The 17539-nt window shown below is 50.9% G+C and carries 17 protein-coding genes; 11 read left to right on the plus strand and 6 right to left on the minus strand.

What is annotated here, in order from left to right:
- Nucleotides 1-48: 48 nt before the first annotated feature.
- The 3 genes from hisG to hisC all read left to right on the plus strand — a co-directional run bounded on the left by hisG (nt 49) and on the right by hisC (nt 4014).
- Entirely contained in the window at nt 49-693 is a 645-nt protein-coding gene (gene hisG, locus BW941_RS12125) for an ATP phosphoribosyltransferase (protein WP_076516437.1), read from the plus strand.
- An 11-nt stretch (nt 694-704) separates the two neighbouring features.
- Entirely contained in the window at nt 705-2009 is a 1305-nt protein-coding gene (hisD, locus tag BW941_RS12130) for a histidinol dehydrogenase (RefSeq protein ID WP_076516439.1), read from the plus strand.
- Between the two features lie 856 nt (nt 2010-2865).
- The gene (gene hisC / locus BW941_RS12140; protein ID WP_245820099.1) at nt 2866-4014 is read left to right on the plus strand and encodes a histidinol-phosphate transaminase; all 1149 of its coding nucleotides are present in this window, start codon (nt 2866-2868) and stop codon (nt 4012-4014) included.
- Between the two features lie 26 nt (nt 4015-4040).
- Here the strand turns inward: hisC and BW941_RS12145 are convergent, their stop codons facing one another.
- Nucleotides 4041-5210: a trypsin-like peptidase domain-containing protein gene (locus tag BW941_RS12145; protein ID WP_076516443.1), complete on the minus strand. Its 1170-nt coding sequence runs from the start codon at nt 5208-5210 to the stop codon at nt 4041-4043.
- Nucleotides 5211-5279: 69 nt separating this feature from the next.
- Between BW941_RS12145 and BW941_RS12150 the strand changes: the two genes are divergently transcribed.
- Nucleotides 5280-6041, plus strand: a complete 762-nt coding sequence (locus tag BW941_RS12150; RefSeq protein ID WP_076516445.1) for a Nif3-like dinuclear metal center hexameric protein — start codon at nt 5280-5282, stop codon at nt 6039-6041.
- Between the two features lie 30 nt (nt 6042-6071).
- Here the strand turns inward: BW941_RS12150 and BW941_RS12155 are convergent, their stop codons facing one another.
- The 5 genes from BW941_RS12155 to BW941_RS12175 all read right to left on the minus strand — a co-directional run bounded on the left by BW941_RS12155 (nt 6072) and on the right by BW941_RS12175 (nt 10949).
- On the minus strand, nt 6072-6992 hold the full coding sequence (locus tag BW941_RS12155; protein ID WP_068437189.1) for a DUF808 domain-containing protein: 921 nt from the start codon (nt 6990-6992) through the stop codon (nt 6072-6074).
- Nucleotides 6993-7019: 27 nt separating this feature from the next.
- On the minus strand, nt 7020-7679 hold the full coding sequence (locus tag BW941_RS12160) for an outer membrane beta-barrel protein (protein ID WP_076516447.1): 660 nt from the start codon (nt 7677-7679) through the stop codon (nt 7020-7022).
- Nucleotides 7676-8593 carry a hypothetical protein gene (locus tag BW941_RS12165; RefSeq protein ID WP_076516449.1) on the minus strand — a complete coding sequence of 306 codons (918 nt, stop codon included), beginning with the start codon at nt 8591-8593 and terminating at the stop codon, nt 7676-7678. Before BW941_RS12165 ends, BW941_RS12160 begins: the two co-directional genes overlap by 4 nt.
- A gap of 136 nt (nt 8594-8729) precedes the next feature.
- Nucleotides 8730-9875, minus strand: a complete 1146-nt coding sequence (locus BW941_RS12170; RefSeq protein ID WP_076516451.1) for a porin family protein — start codon at nt 9873-9875, stop codon at nt 8730-8732.
- A gap of 159 nt (nt 9876-10034) precedes the next feature.
- Nucleotides 10035-10949, minus strand: a complete 915-nt coding sequence (locus tag BW941_RS12175) for a DMT family transporter (RefSeq protein WP_076516453.1) — start codon at nt 10947-10949, stop codon at nt 10035-10037.
- A 428-nt stretch (nt 10950-11377) separates the two neighbouring features.
- Here BW941_RS12175 and pyrG point away from each other — a divergent pair, with 428 nt between their 5' ends.
- From pyrG to hepT, 7 genes are all read left to right on the plus strand, one after another.
- Entirely contained in the window at nt 11378-12997 is a 1620-nt protein-coding gene (gene pyrG, locus BW941_RS12180) for a CTP synthase (protein WP_076516696.1), read from the plus strand.
- 71 nt (nt 12998-13068) lie between these two features.
- Nucleotides 13069-14361, plus strand: coding sequence for a phosphopyruvate hydratase (gene eno, locus BW941_RS12185; RefSeq protein WP_076516455.1), 1293 nt, complete (start codon nt 13069-13071; stop codon nt 14359-14361).
- A 315-nt stretch (nt 14362-14676) separates the two neighbouring features.
- Nucleotides 14677-15453, plus strand: coding sequence for a TIGR04255 family protein (locus tag BW941_RS12190; RefSeq protein WP_076516457.1), 777 nt, complete (start codon nt 14677-14679; stop codon nt 15451-15453).
- Nucleotides 15440-15916, plus strand: coding sequence for a hypothetical protein (locus BW941_RS12195; RefSeq protein WP_076516459.1), 477 nt, complete (start codon nt 15440-15442; stop codon nt 15914-15916). The genes BW941_RS12190 and BW941_RS12195 overlap by 14 nt, the downstream gene beginning before the upstream one ends.
- Nucleotides 15917-15920: 4 nt before the next feature.
- Nucleotides 15921-16616: a hypothetical protein gene (locus BW941_RS12200; protein WP_076516461.1), complete on the plus strand. Its 696-nt coding sequence runs from the start codon at nt 15921-15923 to the stop codon at nt 16614-16616.
- A gap of 112 nt (nt 16617-16728) precedes the next feature.
- Complete coding sequence (gene mntA / locus BW941_RS12205; RefSeq protein WP_076516464.1) at nt 16729-17115, plus strand: type VII toxin-antitoxin system MntA family adenylyltransferase antitoxin; 387 nt, start codon at nt 16729-16731, stop codon at nt 17113-17115.
- Nucleotides 17108-17530, plus strand: coding sequence for a type VII toxin-antitoxin system HepT family RNase toxin (gene hepT, locus BW941_RS12210; protein WP_076516466.1), 423 nt, complete (start codon nt 17108-17110; stop codon nt 17528-17530). Before mntA ends, hepT begins: the two co-directional genes overlap by 8 nt.
- Nucleotides 17531-17539: the final 9 nt, after the last annotated feature.

Raw genomic sequence — 17539 nt, forward strand, 5'->3', positions numbered from 1 at the left:
GAAAGCCGTGACTGACACGCGAGTGAACTAAAGAGGATCAGCAAGACCATGACTCAGCCTTTGACTATTGCTCTCTCAAAAGGGCGCATTCTGGATGACACACTTCCCCTGTTGGCGGAAGCAGGTATTCATCCGGTTGAAGATCTGAAGAAAAGTCGGAAGCTGATCTTCGACACTAATCATGAGCACATCAAGCTGGTGGTCATTCGTGCGACCGACGTCCCGACCTACGTGGAATACGGTGCGGCGGATCTGGGCGTTGCCGGTAAAGACGTGCTGATGGAATACAACAGCACCAACCTGTGTGAGCCACTGGATCTGAACATCGCGACCTGTCGTCTGATGACGGCCGCCTTAAAAGACGCAGAACTTCCAGCCGGTCGCTTAAAAGTAGCGACCAAGTTCGTCAACGTGGCGAAGCGCTACTTCGCCGAGCAGGGTCGTCAGGTCGATATTATTAAGCTTTACGGTGGCATGGAGCTGGCACCAATCATGGGGCTGGCGGATCTGATCGTGGATATTGTCGATACCGGTAATACCCTCAAGGCAAACGGCCTGGAGCCGTGCGAACTGATTGCTCCAATCAGCTCAAGACTGGTCGCATCCCGTGCCTCAATGAAAGTAAAATATGACCAGATCCAACCCATTATTGATCAGATGGCTGCCGCCGTTGAGCGTCAGCGTAACGCCTGAGGAGCACAGGTATGAGTATTGAAATCCGTCGTTTCCGTTCGGATCAGTCAGATTTTGCAGCACAGATGGATGAACTTCTCGCCTGGGAAGCTGTGTCGGATTCAGGCGTGCAGGAAGCCGTGACTAATATCGTCAATGATGTTCGCAGTCGCGGTGACGAAGCCCTGATTGAATACACCAACAAATTCGACCGCACCAGTGCCAGCACCATGGCTGACCTTGAACTGACTCAGGAGCAGTTGCAGGCGGCGTTAGACGGTCTCGACGAAAAGCAGCGCACGGCTCTGATTACAGCGGCCGACCGTGTGCGCGACTATCACGAAAAGCAGAAACAGGATTCGTGGCAGTACACCGAAGCTGACGGCACTGTGCTGGGTCAAAAGGTTACACCGATGGATCGTGTTGGCATTTACGTGCCGGGCGGTAAGGCCGCTTATCCTTCTTCGGTATTGATGAATGCTATTCCTGCTCACGTCGCCGGCGTATCTGAAATCATCATGGTTGTGCCGACTCCCGATGGTCAGCTTAATCAGCTGGTACTGGCCGCTGCGGCAGCGGCTGGTGTGTCACGGGTATTTACCGTGGGCGGTGCGCAGGCTGTCGCTGCCCTCGCGTACGGCACTGAGACTGTTCCCGGCGTCGATAAAATTGTGGGCCCGGGGAACATCTTTGTGGCGACTGCCAAGCGTATGGTGTTTGGTCAGGTCGGCATTGATATGATCGCAGGCCCTTCTGAAATCCTCGTCGTGTGTGATGGCGATACCGATCCGGACTGGATAGCGATGGACCTGTTTTCGCAGGCCGAGCACGATGAAGACGCTCAATCGATTCTGGTTACGATGGATGAAAACTTCCTTGATCAGGTACAGGCCAGTATCGAAAAGCTGCTGCCAACCATGGAACGTGAAGAGATTATCCGTAAGTCACTCAGTGACCGCGGCGCGATGATTCTCGCCTCGGATAAAGAAGACGCGTTGAACCTGATTAACCGGATTGCGCCGGAACACCTTGAGCTGTCAGTAGAAGATCCGGATAGCTGGTTGCCGGGCATCCGTCACGCAGGCGCCATCTTTATGGGACGCTACACCGCGGAAGCGCTTGGCGATTACTGTGCTGGGCCAAACCACGTACTACCGACTTCAGGCACGGCACGCTTCTCATCACCGCTGGGCGTTTATGACTTCCAGAAGCGTTCATCGCTGGTGAAATTCTCTGCAGACGGTGCGTCTGAGATGGGGAAAGTGGCTTCTGTGCTGGCGCGAGGTGAGTTTCTCACCGCGCATGCGCGGTCGGCGGAATACAGAATTAAAGACTGACGTCTTTTTCTGGTTTAAAGAGCCCGGCGATGCCGGGCTTTTTTGTGTGTAGCTACCTTCGGTGGGAGGGGTGCTTTGGCTGCCGCCAGGCCTTTGTTTTTTCTGCAAGGGGCGGGCCCCTTCCGATCCCCCTTTCCGGCGTGATGTCCTGATCCTTGTCTCTTGATACCGATTGGGGCACGCCTGCAGCGGCCATCCATGGCCGCGGGCAGGCTTAACCGGCGTCCTGCCGGTTAGCACCCATCGTTATCTGCGATCCTGCGGGGTCATCACAAGCCGGGTATCATCAGCGCTTCGCGGCGATGTCAGTTTTTATTTTGTTAGAAGGTTTTGAGGGATAGAAATTGCGCCTCTGGGGCCGCCGGGATTTACGCCAGCTTTGCAGGCAACGTGAGGCAGGATGCCGAACGAGGCTCCATACGGGCATGGATGCCCGCCGGAGCCGGTTGCCGGAAAAGCCAGTAAATATCGGATATACGGCCCAGAAAGCGCGAAAGCAGGGGGATGGGCCGCCCGCCCGGGGGACAAGGTCCCCCAACAAGGGCATATAGACCCGGCGGCAGCCAAAAGAACCTCTCTGCCGAAGGCAGCTATAAACCTTGAGGATCGGAAGGGGCCCGCCCCTTGCAGAAAAACAAAGGCCTGGCGGCAGCTAAAAAAGTCTCCCTGCCGAAGGCAGCTATTCCCAACAAGGGCATAGGTACCCGGCGGAAGCCAGACACGTGCCTCTGCCGAAGGCAGCTATAAACCTTGAGGATCGGAAGGGGCCCGCCCCTTGCAGAAAAAACAAAGGCCTGGCGGCAGCCAAAGAAGCTCGCCCACCGCAGGTGGCCAATGCCCTCGGCGGCGCCGATAAATGTATAATGCGCTCACTAAATTCTCTGATTCAGTCAAGGCCATCAATATGTCCGTCAACGCACTAGTTGAACAACTCATTCGCCCCGAAGTCCGCGCCTTACAGGCGTACCCCGTCGGTAAGGCCGAGGGCATGATTAAGCTGGATGCAATGGAAAATCCATTCCGCTGGCCGGAGGAGATGATCTCTGAGTGGCAGTCATTGCTCGCCGATTGCGCCCTGAACCGTTATCCAAATCCCGTCGCCCCTGAGGTTGTCGCGGGTCTGCGTGAGGCGATGCAGGTGCCGGATAAATATGAGGTGCTCTTGGGTAATGGTTCGGATGAGATTATTCAGCTACTGGCGATGGCGGTTGCTCAGCCGGGTGCTTGTGTTCTGGCGCCTGAACCCGGGTTTGTGATGTATAAAATGATCGCGACCTTTGTGGGTATTGATTATTGCGGTGTGCCATTAAACGATGATTTTTCTCTGAATCGGGATGCCATGCTGGCGGCGATTAATGAGAAAAAACCGGCGCTGATTTTTCTGGCGCAACCGAATAATCCGACCGGTAATTTATGGGCTGAAGACGATCTGGTCGCCATTATTGAGGCGAGCAATACGGCGGATTACAAAGGTCTGGTCATACTGGATGAAGCGTATCTACCCTTTTCCAGTCGTAATCATCTGAGCTGGCTGGACCGTTTTGATAACGTGCTGGTCATGCGCACTCTGTCGAAAGTCGGGCTGGCTGGTCTGCGTTTGGGCATGCTGTTTGGTCGTAAAGAGTGGTTGTCAGAGCTGGATAAAATTCGCATGCCTTACAACATTAATGTGCTCACGCAAGCGTCTGCGGCATTTGCCTTGAAACATTACGATGTACTGATGCAGCAGTGTGATGTATTAAAATCAGAGCGTAGAAAAATGCACGGGAAGCTCTCAGAACTTGGCTTTTCTGCGTTTGACTCAGAGGCTAATTTTATTCTGGCACGTGTGCCAGAGGGTAAAGTAGCCCGCGATATATTTGAGGCATTAAAGCAGGAAAATATTCTGATCAAATGCACTGATGGAGCTCACCCATTGTTAGCGAAAACGCTACGTTTTACAGTGGGAGCGCCTGAAGAAAATATTGCACTTTATGCTGCACTCGAGAAAGTCCTGGCTGCTTGAGTTAGCAGCTTCAGGTTTACGCAAGATCAGTTTTCCGGCTGGTCTCTGAGACCAGCAAACGCTGTGGTCGTCAGCTGTTCGCCGCGGCGTAGAAATTCGACAGATATTTTATCACCGGGCCTCAGACTAGCTATGAGGTTCATGGCATCGACGGCATTGTCCGCGCTGTCACCATTTAGACCGATAATAATATCACCCGCTGCCAGGCCAGCCTGTTCTGCTGGACCTTCGGGGAAGACTCCAGTGACGAGCAGGCCAGTCAGTTCATCCGGGAGTTTTAAAGACTTGAGCAGCTCTGGTGAGGCTTCCTGAACTTCAATGCCCAGCCATCCGCGTATCGTGGTTCCATAGCGTGCGATGTCGGCCATAGTTCGGTGCGCAATATCCGAAGGTATCGCAAAGCCTATGCCTTCACTGCCGCCAGACTGGGTGAAAATGGCGGTATTGATGCCAACGAGTTCGCCGTAGGCGTTGATCAGCGCGCCGCCCGAATTACCCGGGTTAATGGCTGCATCGGTCTGGATGTAGTCTTCGTAAGTGTTGAGCCCGAGGCGGTTACGGCCTTTGGCCGAGATGATCCCCATCGTAACTGTCTGGCCGACACCAAATGGGTTGCCGATAGCCAGTACAACGTCACCGACGTCATGACCATCAACGTTGGTAATGGTTGCCGGGGCAATATCGTCAGGAAGGTTGATCTGTAAGACCGCGAGGTCGGACTCAGGGTCGCTACCGACTAGTGTGGCTTCTTCATCCCTGCCATCGAACAGTGCAACCGTGATTTCATCCGCCCCTTCGATCACGTGGAAGTTGGTGATGATATGACCTTCATTGGACATAATCACGCCCGAGCCGAGGCTGCTTTGCATGCGGTCACTGGGTTGTTCTGATTCGCCGAAGAAGCGTCGTAGAGCTGGGTCATTCAATAGCGGATTTGTGCGTCGCTTCACGACCTTGCGGGTATAGATATTCACCACGGCAGGTGCGGCTGCATTAACGGCATCCGCATAACTTACCGGGCCCTGCATCGCTGGTACATTTGATGCGACATGTTGCTGCGGTTGTGGTTCCTGAACAGGAGTCGCGACCTGAGGCAATACCCACTCGGGTGCGATCAACAGTATCAGAGTGGCAATAAGGCCTCCGATGGCTGCAGGGAACAATATCCGCAATGCGAATGTCTGCGTTGGAGACATTTGTCAGCGCTCCGCAATCTCTCTAAGATCAATGAGCTGACATGTTACAAACTTTTGGATGGCACGACTATGGCGGTTACACGTAAAGAGCTTATTTCTCATCTTGATCATATTCTGCAAAGCCGCAAAATCCGCGATTACTGCCCGAACGGATTGCAGGTATCAGGTAACGAAACCATCCAGAAAGTCGTGACGGGAGTGACCGCAAATCAGGCCTTGATAGAAGCTGCTATCGCTGAAGAGGCAGATGCGATTTTTGTGCACCATGGCTACTTCTGGAAAGGTGAGGACGAATGCATTACTGGGATCAAGAAAGAGCGGATTAAAGCGCTTCTGCTTAATGATATAAACCTGATTGCTTACCACCTTCCGTTAGATATGCACCCGATATACGGCAATAACATTCAGCTTGCGGATGTTCTGGGGATTCAGGTCGACGGCCCTCTGGATGAATCTGACCCATCCGTGCCGGGTAATATCGGTCGCTTGCCAAGACCTATGACGGGCGGTGAACTGAGTGCCTGGGTTGCACAGTGTCTGCAAAGAGAACCTCTGCATATCGGAGAATCAGGCGATACGATCGAAACGGTCGCCTGGTGCACTGGGGGCGCGCAAGGTTATCTTCAGAAGGCTATTGATGCAGGCGTTGATGCCTATATTACTGGTGAAGCGAATGAGCCTGCAGTTCATCTCGCGCGGGAAACTGGTACGCATTTTTTCAGCGCCGGACACCATGCAACTGAACGTTATGGCGCCAAAGCGGTGGGTGAGTATCTCGCCGATGAGTTCGATCTGGATGTTGTATTTATCGATATCGATAACCCGGTTTAAATACTATCCAGATCTTTCTTTTGTAGCCGGTTAACTGCGCAGTTTATTTATCAGCTGTATGGGCACGACCAGAATGACACCGGTAGCAATGCCAGTCATGAGGTTCACCGTCATGCCGGAGATCAGCTCTGCGGCAGGGATGGCCAGGTAAGAGGCTGATTTTGCAATATCATGCGTCAGGTGCTCAATCGCGGGGATATGGTGGGCAATAATGCCGCCCCCAACCAGGAACATGGCGATGGTGCCTACAATTGAGAGAAAGCGCATCAGGCGCGGTGCTAGCCCCAGTAAGAAACGCCCAAATGCAGCTTTGAACATGCCCAGGCGGGCTTCTTTTTGTTCGGTTAGCCAGAGGCCAGCATCATCAAGCTTGACGATACCAGCGACCAGCCCGTAGACACCGAAGGTAAATAGAATAGCGAGTAGTGACAACGCAATTATCTGTGTAAAGAGGGCAGCGCTGGCCATAGTGCCAAGAGAAATTACGATGATCTCTGCTGATAGAATAAAGTCGGTTCGGATAGCGCCTTTAATCTTTTCTTTTTCAAACGCCACCATGTCTGTTTCCGGGTTGTTGATGGCCTCCACTCTTGCCTGATGTTCTTCGGTTTTTTTATGGAAGAATTTGTGAACCAGCTTCTCGACACCTTCGTAGCATAAATAGGCACCACCAACCATAAGAAGCCAGGCGATGGCCTGCGGTAGAAATGCGCTGATCAGCAGCGCTGCAGGGACGAGAATAAGTTTGTTTAAAAGTGAGCCTTTGGTCACAGCCCATACGACGGGGAGTTCCCGCTCTGCACGAATACCCGTCACCTGCTGCGCATTCAGTGCCAAATCGTCACCCAGGACACCACTGGTTTTCTTTGCCGCGACTTTGGACATCACAGCAACGTCGTCCAATACGGTAGCAATATCATCGAGTAACGCGAGTAGGCTGCCAGCGGCCATGGTTTTACTTCCTGTGTTTGATAAAGATCAGAATGCTAAGCCTAACATCAGACTGTTATAGCGGATATCGAATGCTCGTCTTGTGTCGGAGAATACGTCGTTCAGTCGTTGATGATTGATTGATAGCATGAACATAATGTCATCATCCAGAGGGGGATACAGGCTGACCCCAGCGTAATACCCCTGGCCGCGGTCACTTTCTGAGGCCTCACCGGATGGGTATACGCCATCAAAGTATTCTTTTACCGTTAGTTGGGTGTTATAGATCAGCGTGCCGCCCTTCACATACAACCTGGTCTTACTGTATTGAAAGGTCTCAACCTGCAACCCCAGCGCGACAATGTCAGAGGTCAGACCGTTTTTATACTCGCCCGCGATATCCCGCTGCTTATTTGTTTCGGATTCGCGGTGACGGGTGTAATCCACTTCAAGCTTGAGCCAGGAAATAGCTAAATATTCCATGGCTAATCCATAATTTAAATTGGAATCAAGTTCGGGCTGGTTCGACGCGTTTATTGCACTGTCTGTCTCTATATCCGCTTGTGAGATACCGATGTGGGGTATTACAGACAAGCGGGATAACAGGCTGTTCTTGGTCGTAGGGTAAGGCTCGCTGTTCGCCAGAGAGCAGGTGAGAAGTAGAACTACGAGACTGATGAGTTTCGTATAAACGGAGAAAGGCATCATGGGCGATACTCCACTTGTAGGTTGTCGCTGCGGCTACCGGTAATACTACCGCCACTGAAATCTTCGCCGAATTGGCCTTCCCGCTGACGTACCAGTGACAGTTGAATGGTGCAGGAATCAAGAATGAATTTATCGAAGTTGATTTCAGTCGGCTCGTACAAACCCAGCGTCGCAGCGCTGAGAGTGGCTTCGATAAAGAATTGAACAAAGCCTGTCACTACGCCTCCGAGGTTAGCTGACGTTTCAAGCGCACCCGTGGCGGGAATAATATCGCCTATGCGGATATTTTCTTGCTGGTCATCATCCATCTGCGAAGCGTATACCCAGCTAAGGTCATCACTATCGGTAGTGGATCGGCAGCGGTTGTAGGTGACGAGTTTGAAGTCATCGGCAGGGGAGCCTGTCCATTCGAGTGGAATTATGTCGTCGCGGCTGGAATACGTCAGACCGGGCTGTGGTGCTGTGATTTCTATGGCCGTCGGTAGCAGTAGAGTGGCTTCGAAGCCCTCGAGCTCCCCTGGGCCAGGGTCGACTAATATATCCTCTGTCGGATACCAGCGCTCCTGGCGGGTTTCTTGAGGTCGGTGAACTATCGCTATATTGATGGTATCTGTGTCGGGGTTCGGGATGCCTATTTGTCCGGAGTAGAAATTGTCGCGTTCATCGATACCGGAAAGGATAACCGTGACGCTCTCCGAGGTGACTTCCAGCACGTTGCCGCCAATCATTGGCGCTGGTTGCCCTGAGTCGTAAACGGCTGCGGCGACACTGGCATCGGTATCACCTTTGGCGAGGCTGGTCTCGACGATAATGGCAACGCCCGTATCTGGTATTTCTATGTCGGGTACCGATTCTGAACAGCCGGCGAGGCAGGTGATAAGGCTTAACGCAGAGAGTGCTGGCGTGACGTTCACGTTCTATCTTCCATGAGCTTTATTGCCCAGCATACAGCGTCGGTGCATTAATCAAAAACAAAAAAGCCCGCCATTAAAAAAGCCCACCTTAAAGGTGGGCTTTGTTACTGCGTTAGTAGTGAATCACAGTAAAGGATCAGAAGTAGAAATCGATGGTTGCATAGACAGCATCGAAATCACCAGGACCTGTAGGGTTAAGATTTTCATCGAAGTATTGGTCTTGTACTTGTCCATTACGGTCAACGTAACCGTCCTGAGTCAGGTATTCGAGGTATATCCAGCCCGGGCCATAGTCGTAGCTGAGGCCTGGTGCAAAGGCACGTACGGTGTCGGCATCATTACCGTCGGTATCAGGCTGAGCGTACGTCAGGTCTGCGTAGAAAGACCAGTTGCCAGTGTTCAGGCCGACTTCTGCTGCGTAGCGGTCGTTCTTAGCATTTAGACCAGCCAAAGCTCCATCACCATCCGCATAGACATCACCAGCAGACTCTTCAGGTACATTACGCTCTGTGGTTATGTAAGAGGCTTTCGCCCAGAGACCGCCAACCTTGAGGGTATAATACAGGGCTGCAGCGTTATGGTCGCCTGAAACTTCAGTAGCGCTGTATCCATCAGTTTCATTGCCTTCGAAGGCTTGTAGGCCGCCGCTTTGCGCAGATACGCCGACGGTCGCCATATCATTAATTGAGTAACTCAGGTTACCTACAAACGTCTGTACTTTGCGGTAGGTGCTGGTGCTACCCCAATGGCGATTATCATCCATAGTATCCGTACTGGTTGACCAGTCATCAGCGAGGTACAACGCAGCATCGTAGTGCAGCGCGCCCAGTGTCTGGGATACTTTTACGCCAACATCCATCTGATCGCCGTAGCCCGCAAGGAGCATGTCGCCAGGCCAGAAGTTGTAGGTTTTCCAGGCGAATGGCACCTGGCTTTTACCAATGGTGATCATAGGGCCATCTTCAAACTGGTAACCAACCCAGGCTTTGTGAATTCCAAACTGGCTACCGGTGCTGTTGTTGTTTGCGTCTGTAAAACTGCCCGGACCAATGCGGGTCTCTGCAGAGTAAGTCCACGGGGTATCAGGCACATCGCCGTCGGCGTACAGAATCAGGGCTTCGCTGTCGATGACCCCCCAGGATTCCTGTTGTGCTTTATCATTCTGAGCGTACTGGTAGTTAAACCAAACTCCACCAGAGAGGTTAGGGCTCGCGTGTGCGGCGGTAGATAGTATCGCGGCTGCGGTCAGCGCTGATACCTTAAAGGCAACAGACTTCGTCATGGATAGCTCCTGGCTAGCTGTGTATAAGATAGGTATTTATTAATTCCTGCTTTTTCAGATGCAGGACTTATACAAGTGTAGCAGTTTGTATAGAAAAATCAGTGTGGGAGGAGAGGATCGCCCGTTTTGTCCTGAAAAGATAGGGCGATCCGGAAAAGCCTATTTCAGGCGGGACACGCCAATCATAACCAGGGTCATTCCAACGACGGCTGCCCAGCCGAATGGCTCCCCAAGAAACAGGATGGCCATGATCGTCGTCATCACCGGGCCAATAGTGCCCGACACGCTGGCTTTGGCGGGGCCAATTCTTTTAATGGCCTCACTGACCATAAAAGAAGGAACAACCGTTGCGAGCAGTGCTAACAGCAGAGTGCCAGACCAGCGAGTTGCATCCATGTCGGGAAGACTCACTCCTTCGGTGAAGACGTAGTGAACCAGCGTAGCCAGTGTTGCAGAGGCCATCGACACGCAGGTGAAGAACAGACTCCCTAATTCAGCAATACCGCGCTTACTGAACAGAATGAACAGCGAAAACGATAGTGCACTGCCAATAATCAGTAGGGTGCCTTTGGTGATATCCGCATTGCTTGTGCCCGGAGGGGCAATCTGAAGGTCATGCCCATACATGACTCCGAGCCCCGCGTACGTAAGCAGTAGCGCAGGAATCACCGAGCGGCTGACCTTTGCACCGAAGAACAGTGCGCCAATCACCACGACCATACTTGGGTAGGCGTACAACATCAGGCGTTCGAGCTGGGCGCTGACATATTCAAGGCCTGACAGATCCAGTAAGGACGCAAGGTAATACCCCAGTAATCCGACAGCGGCGGCCCGCAGTATGGTCTTGCCTGCAGGCTTCTGTTCCATGCGCTTCCACAGCACCCAACCGATCACCAGATATACCGGAAGGGCAATCACCATGCGCAGCCCCATCAGCGGCATGGCACTCATGCCCAGGCTGTAAAGCCACTTAATGATGATTGGCTTGGTAGAAAACAGAAACGCAGCTGTGAACGCCAGGGTTAAGCCGACTCTGAGATTTTTTTCCGCACTTGTGAGGCTGGCAGCCATCATTATTCATCCTATGTGTCATGTGGATCAGTGGCTGCGGAAGAAGAGAGAAATCGGGAAGAAGGTTTCTGCTGCTCTTCGCAGCCGAAACCGGTATGTGTGACTCAGAACCGGAGCGCTGCGCGGGTAGACGCCATCCACCACATCAGGGCAGACAGTCGGATATGCGCTAGAGCTTTCGGCTTGTTGATCATCGGACTTTTGAATCCAGAGTCTTTACATAACGAAAGCTCAAATTAGCAGAGCTGACAGGTAAAGAAAAGCACTCCATTGATTTACCCTCGAGGTGCTTTCGGGTAAACTGCCCTCCCATCTTGAGTGAGTGGCCCAAGTGCGCTTCAAGCGCCGATTTCATAGGGATTCGTTGCATGAATTCAGTGGAAGCTGGCCCGCTCCGTAACAAATTTTTCATCTCTGCTCGCGGACCTTCTATGACACGTTTTATCTTTGTCACGGGTGGTGTTGTTTCTTCTTTGGGGAAAGGCATCGCTTCTGCATCTCTGGCTGCCATTTTGGAAGCCCGTGGCCTTAAGGTCACTATGCTCAAGCTTGATCCGTACATCAACGTTGATCCGGGTACCATGAGCCCGTTCCAGCACGGTGAGGTCTTCGTGACCGATGACGGCGCGGAAACCGACCTCGACCTCGGACATTATGAGCGTTTCATTCGCACGACCATGTCTCGTCGTAACAACTTTACCACTGGTCGTATCTATACCGACGTGCTGGCGAAAGAGCGTCGAGGTGATTACCTGGGTGGTACTGTGCAGGTGATTCCGCATATCACCGACGAGATCAAACGTCGTGTACTCGAAGGCGCTGAAGGCTCAGACGTTGCTTTGGTCGAAATCGGTGGCACCGTGGGCGATATCGAATCCCAGCCATTCCTTGAAGCCGTGCGTCAGATGAAAGTCGAGCTGGGCTCAAAGCGCGCATTGTCTCTGCACCTGACACTGGTGCCGTACATTGCGACCGCGGGCGAAACCAAAACCAAGCCAACTCAGCACTCTGTAAAAGAGATGCGCACCATCGGTCTGCAGCCAGATGTACTGATCTGCCGCTCAGATCACAAGATCGATGCTTCATCTCTGCGTAAGATTGCACTCTTTACCAACGTTGAAGAGCGTGCCGTTGTTCCTCTGGAGGACGCGGATACGATTTACAAGATTCCTCGCATGCTGCACGAAGCGGGCCTCGATGATCTGATCGTTGAGAAGTTCGACCTGTCATGCAAAGAAGCCGACCTGTCTGAATGGGATGACGTGGCAGACGCCAAGCTCAACCCAGAGCAAGAAGTGACCATCGCTATGGTCGGCAAGTACATGGACTTGCTGGATGCCTATAAGTCTCTGATCGAAGCGATTGATCATGCCGGTATTCACCATCGCGCCAAAGTGAACATCCGCTACATCGATGCCGAAGACGTTGAGCGTAAAGGTGTTGAGGTTCTCGCCGGGGTTGATGCCATCCTGGTTCCGGGTGGTTTTGGTAACCGTGGTGTGGAAGGCAAGATCCGCACGGTTCAGCACGCTCGTGAAAACAAAATTCCGTACCTGGGTATCTGTCTGGGTATGCAGGTCGCCGTGATTGAATTCGCACGTAATGTCGTGGGTTGGAAAGACGCGCAGTCGACCGAGTTTAGTCGCGATACCGAACACCCAGTAATTGGCCTGATCACCGAATGGCAGGATGCATCGGGTAATGTTGAAACCCGTGACGAGAACTCTGACCTCGGCGGTACCATGCGTCTTGGTGGTCAGGAATGTGTCCTGACCGAAGGTTCAACGACTGCTCAGGCATATGGCAGCGACGTCATCACCGAACGTCATCGTCATCGTTTCGAAGTGAACTCTTCACTGGTTCCAGAGCTTGAGAAAGCGGGCTTGCGTATTGCTGGTCGCTCTGTTGATGGCGAGCTGGTAGAAGTTGTGGAAGTACCAGATCACCCATGGTTTGTGGCGTGTCAGTTCCATCCGGAATTTACATCGACCCCGCGCGACGGCCATGGCTTGTTCTCAGCCTTTATAAAAGCGGCTCTGAACAATAAATAAGTTTTAAATTTAAACCTTGTGATCGGCCTTCGCGTAAACAGCGAAGGCCGCGTTAATTTCAGGAGATTAAAATGGCGAAGATTATCGACATCAAAGCCCGCGAAGTGCTGGATTCACGTGGCAACCCAACCATCGAAGCAGACGTAACTCTGGAAGGTGGTTTCTTCGGTACAGCATGTGCTCCAAGCGGCGCATCGACCGGTACCCGTGAAGCACTGGAATTGCGTGATGGCGATAAAAGCCGTTACCTGGGCAAAGGCGTACTGAAAGCCGTTGCTAACGTCAACGACACCATCAAGCCAGCCCTGATCGGTATGGACGCACTGGATCAGCGCGCCCTCGACAACAAGATGCTCGAGATCGACGGCACTGACAACAAAGCTAACATGGGTGCAAACGCCATCCTGGCTGTGTCACTGGCTGCTGCCAAAGCCGCTGCGGCTGCAAAAGGCGTTGAGCTGTACGAACACATCGCAGACATCAACGGCACCTCTGGCGTTTACTCTATGCCAGTACCCATGATGAACATCATCAATGGTGGTGAGCACGCAGACAACAACGTTGATATTCAGGAATTCATGGTACAGCCAGTTGGCGCGCCTACCTTCGCTGAAGCTCTGCGTTGTGGCGCAGAAATCTTCCACGCTCTGAAGAAAGTACTGTCTTCTCAGGGCCTGAACACTGCCGTTGGCGACGAAGGTGGTTTCGCACCAAACCTGGCGTCTAACGCCGATGCACTGGCAGCGATCAAAGAAGCTGTTTCAAACGCTGGCTACGAGCTGGACAAGAACGTCACACTGGCGCTGGATTGTGCGTCTTCTGAATTCTACAAAGACGGCAAGTACGATCTGAAAGGCGAAGGCAAAGTCTTTAGCGCTGAAGAATTCTCTGACTACCTGGCAGAATTGTGCGACCAGTACCCAATCGTTTCTATCGAAGACGGTCAGGACGAATCTGACTGGGCTGGCTGGAAATACCAGACTGAAAAACTGGGCAGCAAAGTACAGCTGGTGGGCGACGACCTGTTCGTAACCAACACCAAGATCCTGAAAGAAGGTATCGAAAAAGATATCGCTAACTCTATCCTGATCAAGTTCAACCAGATCGGCTCACTCTCCGAAACTCTGGACGCGATCAAAATGGCGAAAGACGCAGGCTACACCGCTGTGATCTCTCACCGTTCAGGTGAAACTGAAGACGCGACCATCGCTGACCTGGCCGTTGGTACTGCTGCTGGCCAGATCAAGACGGGTTCACTGTGCCGTTCAGACCGTGTTGCTAAGTACAACCGTCTGCTGCGTATTGAAGAACAGCTGGGTGCGAAAGCGCCGTATAAAGGCCGCTCTGAAATTAAAGGCCAGTAATACCTGCTGCGCTCGATGATACGGCGTTAAAATTTTCTGCGGGGTGCTCATGTACTACTTGTACACTCCGCTCCCCCAGAAAATTTTGCCTTGTCTCATCATCGCTCGCGACGGTCTTACAAATCGCTACTGATTTGCATCTCCGCTATTTGTATGTGATCTTTAGATGAATGGCAGGTTGCTTCTAAAACCCCTTGGGTACATTTTGATCTATAATATGACCTTCGGAATCTGCGATATGCAGTTTATGGAAAGGCTGATCGAGGAAAATGGAATGAATATTGCTCCGAACGATAGCTTGTGGAGTAATCGGAAATGACTTTTGAATCTAGTCCTAGAACAATACTTCCTAAAAATCCGCTCGTTGAGGTGGTAACCCAGGTTGCTTTCGTTTCTGAAGCTGATGATTTCGAGAGTGGTGAAAAAGTACTTCGGTTACACAACTGTATTAAAGAATTTTTCCCATTATTTAAAAAAGCTAAGAGTGTTAGCCTCAATCTGAACACTGATGAACAGTCGGTTAGTCAAATTGAGCGTCCAATATATGAATTTTCCTCCTTTGATGAATCTGCCCGAGTTGTGGTTGAGGCTGATTCAATGGTATTGGTGTTGAAAAAATATGAGTCTTGGGAAGTTCTTTTTCAATATATTGAGGCCGCATACGAAGCAGTCAAAACTACATACACTGAGCGGCTGATTCGCAGAGTAGGATTACGGTATAAAAATGTAATCCAACGTTCGATATTGCAAGGTGTAGACGATGATGCTGACTGGACCTCTTTACTTCGAGAATCTCTAATATCTGTTCAGGATGACCCTGACTTGAGATCAATCATTTTGAGTGCAGGTGGGAGCTTCACTCTTAGTATGGATGAATTATGCAGAAATGCGAAAATGAACGCTAATTATGGAATAGTAAAGCATGCTCAATCGGGAGAGTCGTGTTTTATGATTGATAGCGATTATTTTATCGAGGGAGTTCAAAACTATGACAGCGCTAAACAATTTCTCGGAAAGGCCAACGTCAAGGCTAGAGACTTCTTCCACTGGTGTATCACGCCAGCATTGCTTAAGGAGTTTGGCGCAGAGTGATTTTGATAAGCATTCTGCGAGTTTAATGGTTGTTGCTGGAATTGCAGCTGTTGTAGTTTTGTCGCCAAATGAGCAGGTTCTGGGTCGGTATAACACCGGTGAGCATTTGCATTCATATGGGGGAAATGCTGCCGTTACGGTGTATGAAAATGTTGAAGATAAACTCCCGTGGTTGAAAGAATTTTATAAAGATGCAGGTGAGGCGGAAGATGCTAGGAGTGTATTTCCTCTGGTCGTAGGACTGAAGAAGTTACTGGCTGAAGGTTCGTATCAAACTATTGACCGAATACTCATGGAATTACCTCTAAATAGGGTTTCTAGTACTTCCTTGGTTGCTTTTCTATCTTCTGTCTTTCCTGCAAGGAAAAAGCTTCAATCATGGTCATATACTTTAGAGCGTGTGAAAATGACGCTTGATAGTAAAGGTCTTGACTCGATGGCAGTTCTTCGCGGAATGTTGTGAATTTATGGAGTTTGGTATTTATCAAGGGACTGATTTTTCAGATCTAGATTTGTTTGGGATAGGGATGAGTCAGTATCCCGGAAGGCAGAATCATATCGCGATCATCTTTAAAGACCGCCGTGACGATGTAAATTTAATGCATGTTGGGCAGCACAAAGGGCCCTTGTTAGAGCCGCCCAGTGAGAAGTATATTTGGTTTAATTTAGGTGATACCTTCCACCCCATTCGTAAACAGGTAATGCTTGCGTTGTTATGGCAAATAGCGGAAGAAAACTCAGATTCGAAGGTCAGCTATGGCCTCAATCATGGTTTGTTCTGTATAGATCCTGAGTCTGGCCGGTTTAATTCTCATTATACGAAGTTTACGGGTTTTACTTGCGCGACATTTGTTATTGAAGTTTTTTTATCATTCGGAATACAGTTAGTTGACTGGGATTCGTGGCCTGAAGCAAACGATGATGATGTCGCTTTTCAGAATAAAGTTTTAGATTATTTAGCTGGTCGGTTAGATATAGATGTTACGGTGGAATATCTTATTTCTCAGGGCCAAATAATCGGTGGTGCTAGATTTCGTCCCGAAGAGGTAGGCGCCTCTACTCAAATTGAAATTCCAGCTAGCTGGCACTCTGTTCGACCGGGAGCTACGCATATAGCTAGTTTTTTGAATGATTATGCCGATGGTTTGCGTGCAGGGGCATAGTTACTTTTCGAAGTCTGGATCTCTCCTTTGTGCGCGGATGCTGTTTAAAATTTCCGCCCACTTGCCTCCCTTCCCCTCCAGCGTTACCCTCTGAGTGACACTGGAGAGCCTGATGTCCCCAACCGAATCTCATATTCTAGAATACTGCCTCAAGCGCCTGTCCGGCTTGCGTTTGCTGTATTTGTTTGGTTCTCAAGCGAGTGGTGATGCCCGCTCTGATAGTGATTGGGATATCGCCTTTCTTGCGGATGGCGATCTGGATAACGTCAGTCGCTGGCACATTGCTGAAGAACTGGCGGCAGAGCTGGGTCAGGATGTTGATCTCGTTGACCTGAAGGAGGCGAGTACGGTACTCAAGATGCAGATCGTTCAGAAGGGGCGTTTGCTCTATGGTGCGTCGTTGGAGGCAGATCTGTTTACGGCGTCTACCATGACGCAGTATGGCCATCTTCAGGAATCCCGTGCTGATATTTTAAAGGCATATGAGCGTAATGAATGATGTCATCCTGAATAAACGAGCGACCGTCGAGCGCTGTATTTCGCGCATTCTTGAAGAATACGTCGATGAAAAGACGTTGCGTGGCAGCTACACAAAACAGGATTCGGTACTTCTGAATTTGCAGCGTGCTTGTGAGGCCTGTATCGATGTGGCGAATCATCTTGTTCATCAGCATCGTTTGGGAGTTCCACAGTCTGCGCGGGACAGTTTTTCTTTGCTTGAGCGAAGCGGATATATCACCTCGGATATATCTTTGCGTATGCAGAAGATGGTTGGTCTCAGGAATGTCGCTGTTCATGATTATCAGAAGTTGAACCTGGATATCGTAATTTCCGTTCTTGATAATCATCTGGCAGGCTTTATTGATTTTCTCGATGAGGCTGACAAGGCTTTAAACAGGCTAAGTAATAGCTGATACCACCTG

The organism is Thalassolituus maritimus (genome assembly GCF_900156675.1).
GTDB classification, from domain to species: Bacteria; Pseudomonadota; Gammaproteobacteria; order Pseudomonadales; family Oceanobacteraceae; genus Thalassolituus; species Thalassolituus maritimus.

What these genes read in the sequence shown, in the direction of transcription:
- hisC (WP_245820099.1), top strand. Translation starts at nt 2,866, where the DNA reads ATGTATAATGCGCTCACTAAATTCTCTGATTCAGTCAAGGCCATCAAT.
- pyrG (WP_076516696.1), top strand. Translation starts at nt 11,378, where the DNA reads ATGACACGTTTTATCTTTGTCACGGGTGGTGTTGTTTCTTCTTTGGGG.
- hisG (WP_076516437.1), top strand. Translation starts at nt 49, where the DNA reads ATGACTCAGCCTTTGACTATTGCTCTCTCAAAAGGGCGCATTCTGGAT.
- BW941_RS12160 (WP_076516447.1), bottom strand. Translation starts at nt 7,679, where the DNA reads ATGATGCCTTTCTCCGTTTATACGAAACTCATCAGTCTCGTAGTTCTA.
- BW941_RS12150 (WP_076516445.1), top strand. Translation starts at nt 5,280, where the DNA reads ATGGCGGTTACACGTAAAGAGCTTATTTCTCATCTTGATCATATTCTG.
- BW941_RS12190 (WP_076516457.1), top strand. Translation starts at nt 14,677, where the DNA reads ATGACTTTTGAATCTAGTCCTAGAACAATACTTCCTAAAAATCCGCTC.
- hepT (WP_076516466.1), top strand. Translation starts at nt 17,108, where the DNA reads ATGAATGATGTCATCCTGAATAAACGAGCGACCGTCGAGCGCTGTATT.
- BW941_RS12155 (WP_068437189.1), bottom strand. Translation starts at nt 6,992, where the DNA reads ATGGCCGCTGGCAGCCTACTCGCGTTACTCGATGATATTGCTACCGTA.
- mntA (WP_076516464.1), top strand. Translation starts at nt 16,729, where the DNA reads ATGTCCCCAACCGAATCTCATATTCTAGAATACTGCCTCAAGCGCCTG.
- BW941_RS12200 (WP_076516461.1), top strand. Translation starts at nt 15,921, where the DNA reads ATGGAGTTTGGTATTTATCAAGGGACTGATTTTTCAGATCTAGATTTG.
- BW941_RS12145 (WP_076516443.1), bottom strand. Translation starts at nt 5,210, where the DNA reads ATGTCTCCAACGCAGACATTCGCATTGCGGATATTGTTCCCTGCAGCC.
- BW941_RS12175 (WP_076516453.1), bottom strand. Translation starts at nt 10,949, where the DNA reads ATGATGGCTGCCAGCCTCACAAGTGCGGAAAAAAATCTCAGAGTCGGC.
- eno (WP_076516455.1), top strand. Translation starts at nt 13,069, where the DNA reads ATGGCGAAGATTATCGACATCAAAGCCCGCGAAGTGCTGGATTCACGT.
- hisD (WP_076516439.1), top strand. Translation starts at nt 705, where the DNA reads ATGAGTATTGAAATCCGTCGTTTCCGTTCGGATCAGTCAGATTTTGCA.
- BW941_RS12170 (WP_076516451.1), bottom strand. Translation starts at nt 9,875, where the DNA reads ATGACGAAGTCTGTTGCCTTTAAGGTATCAGCGCTGACCGCAGCCGCG.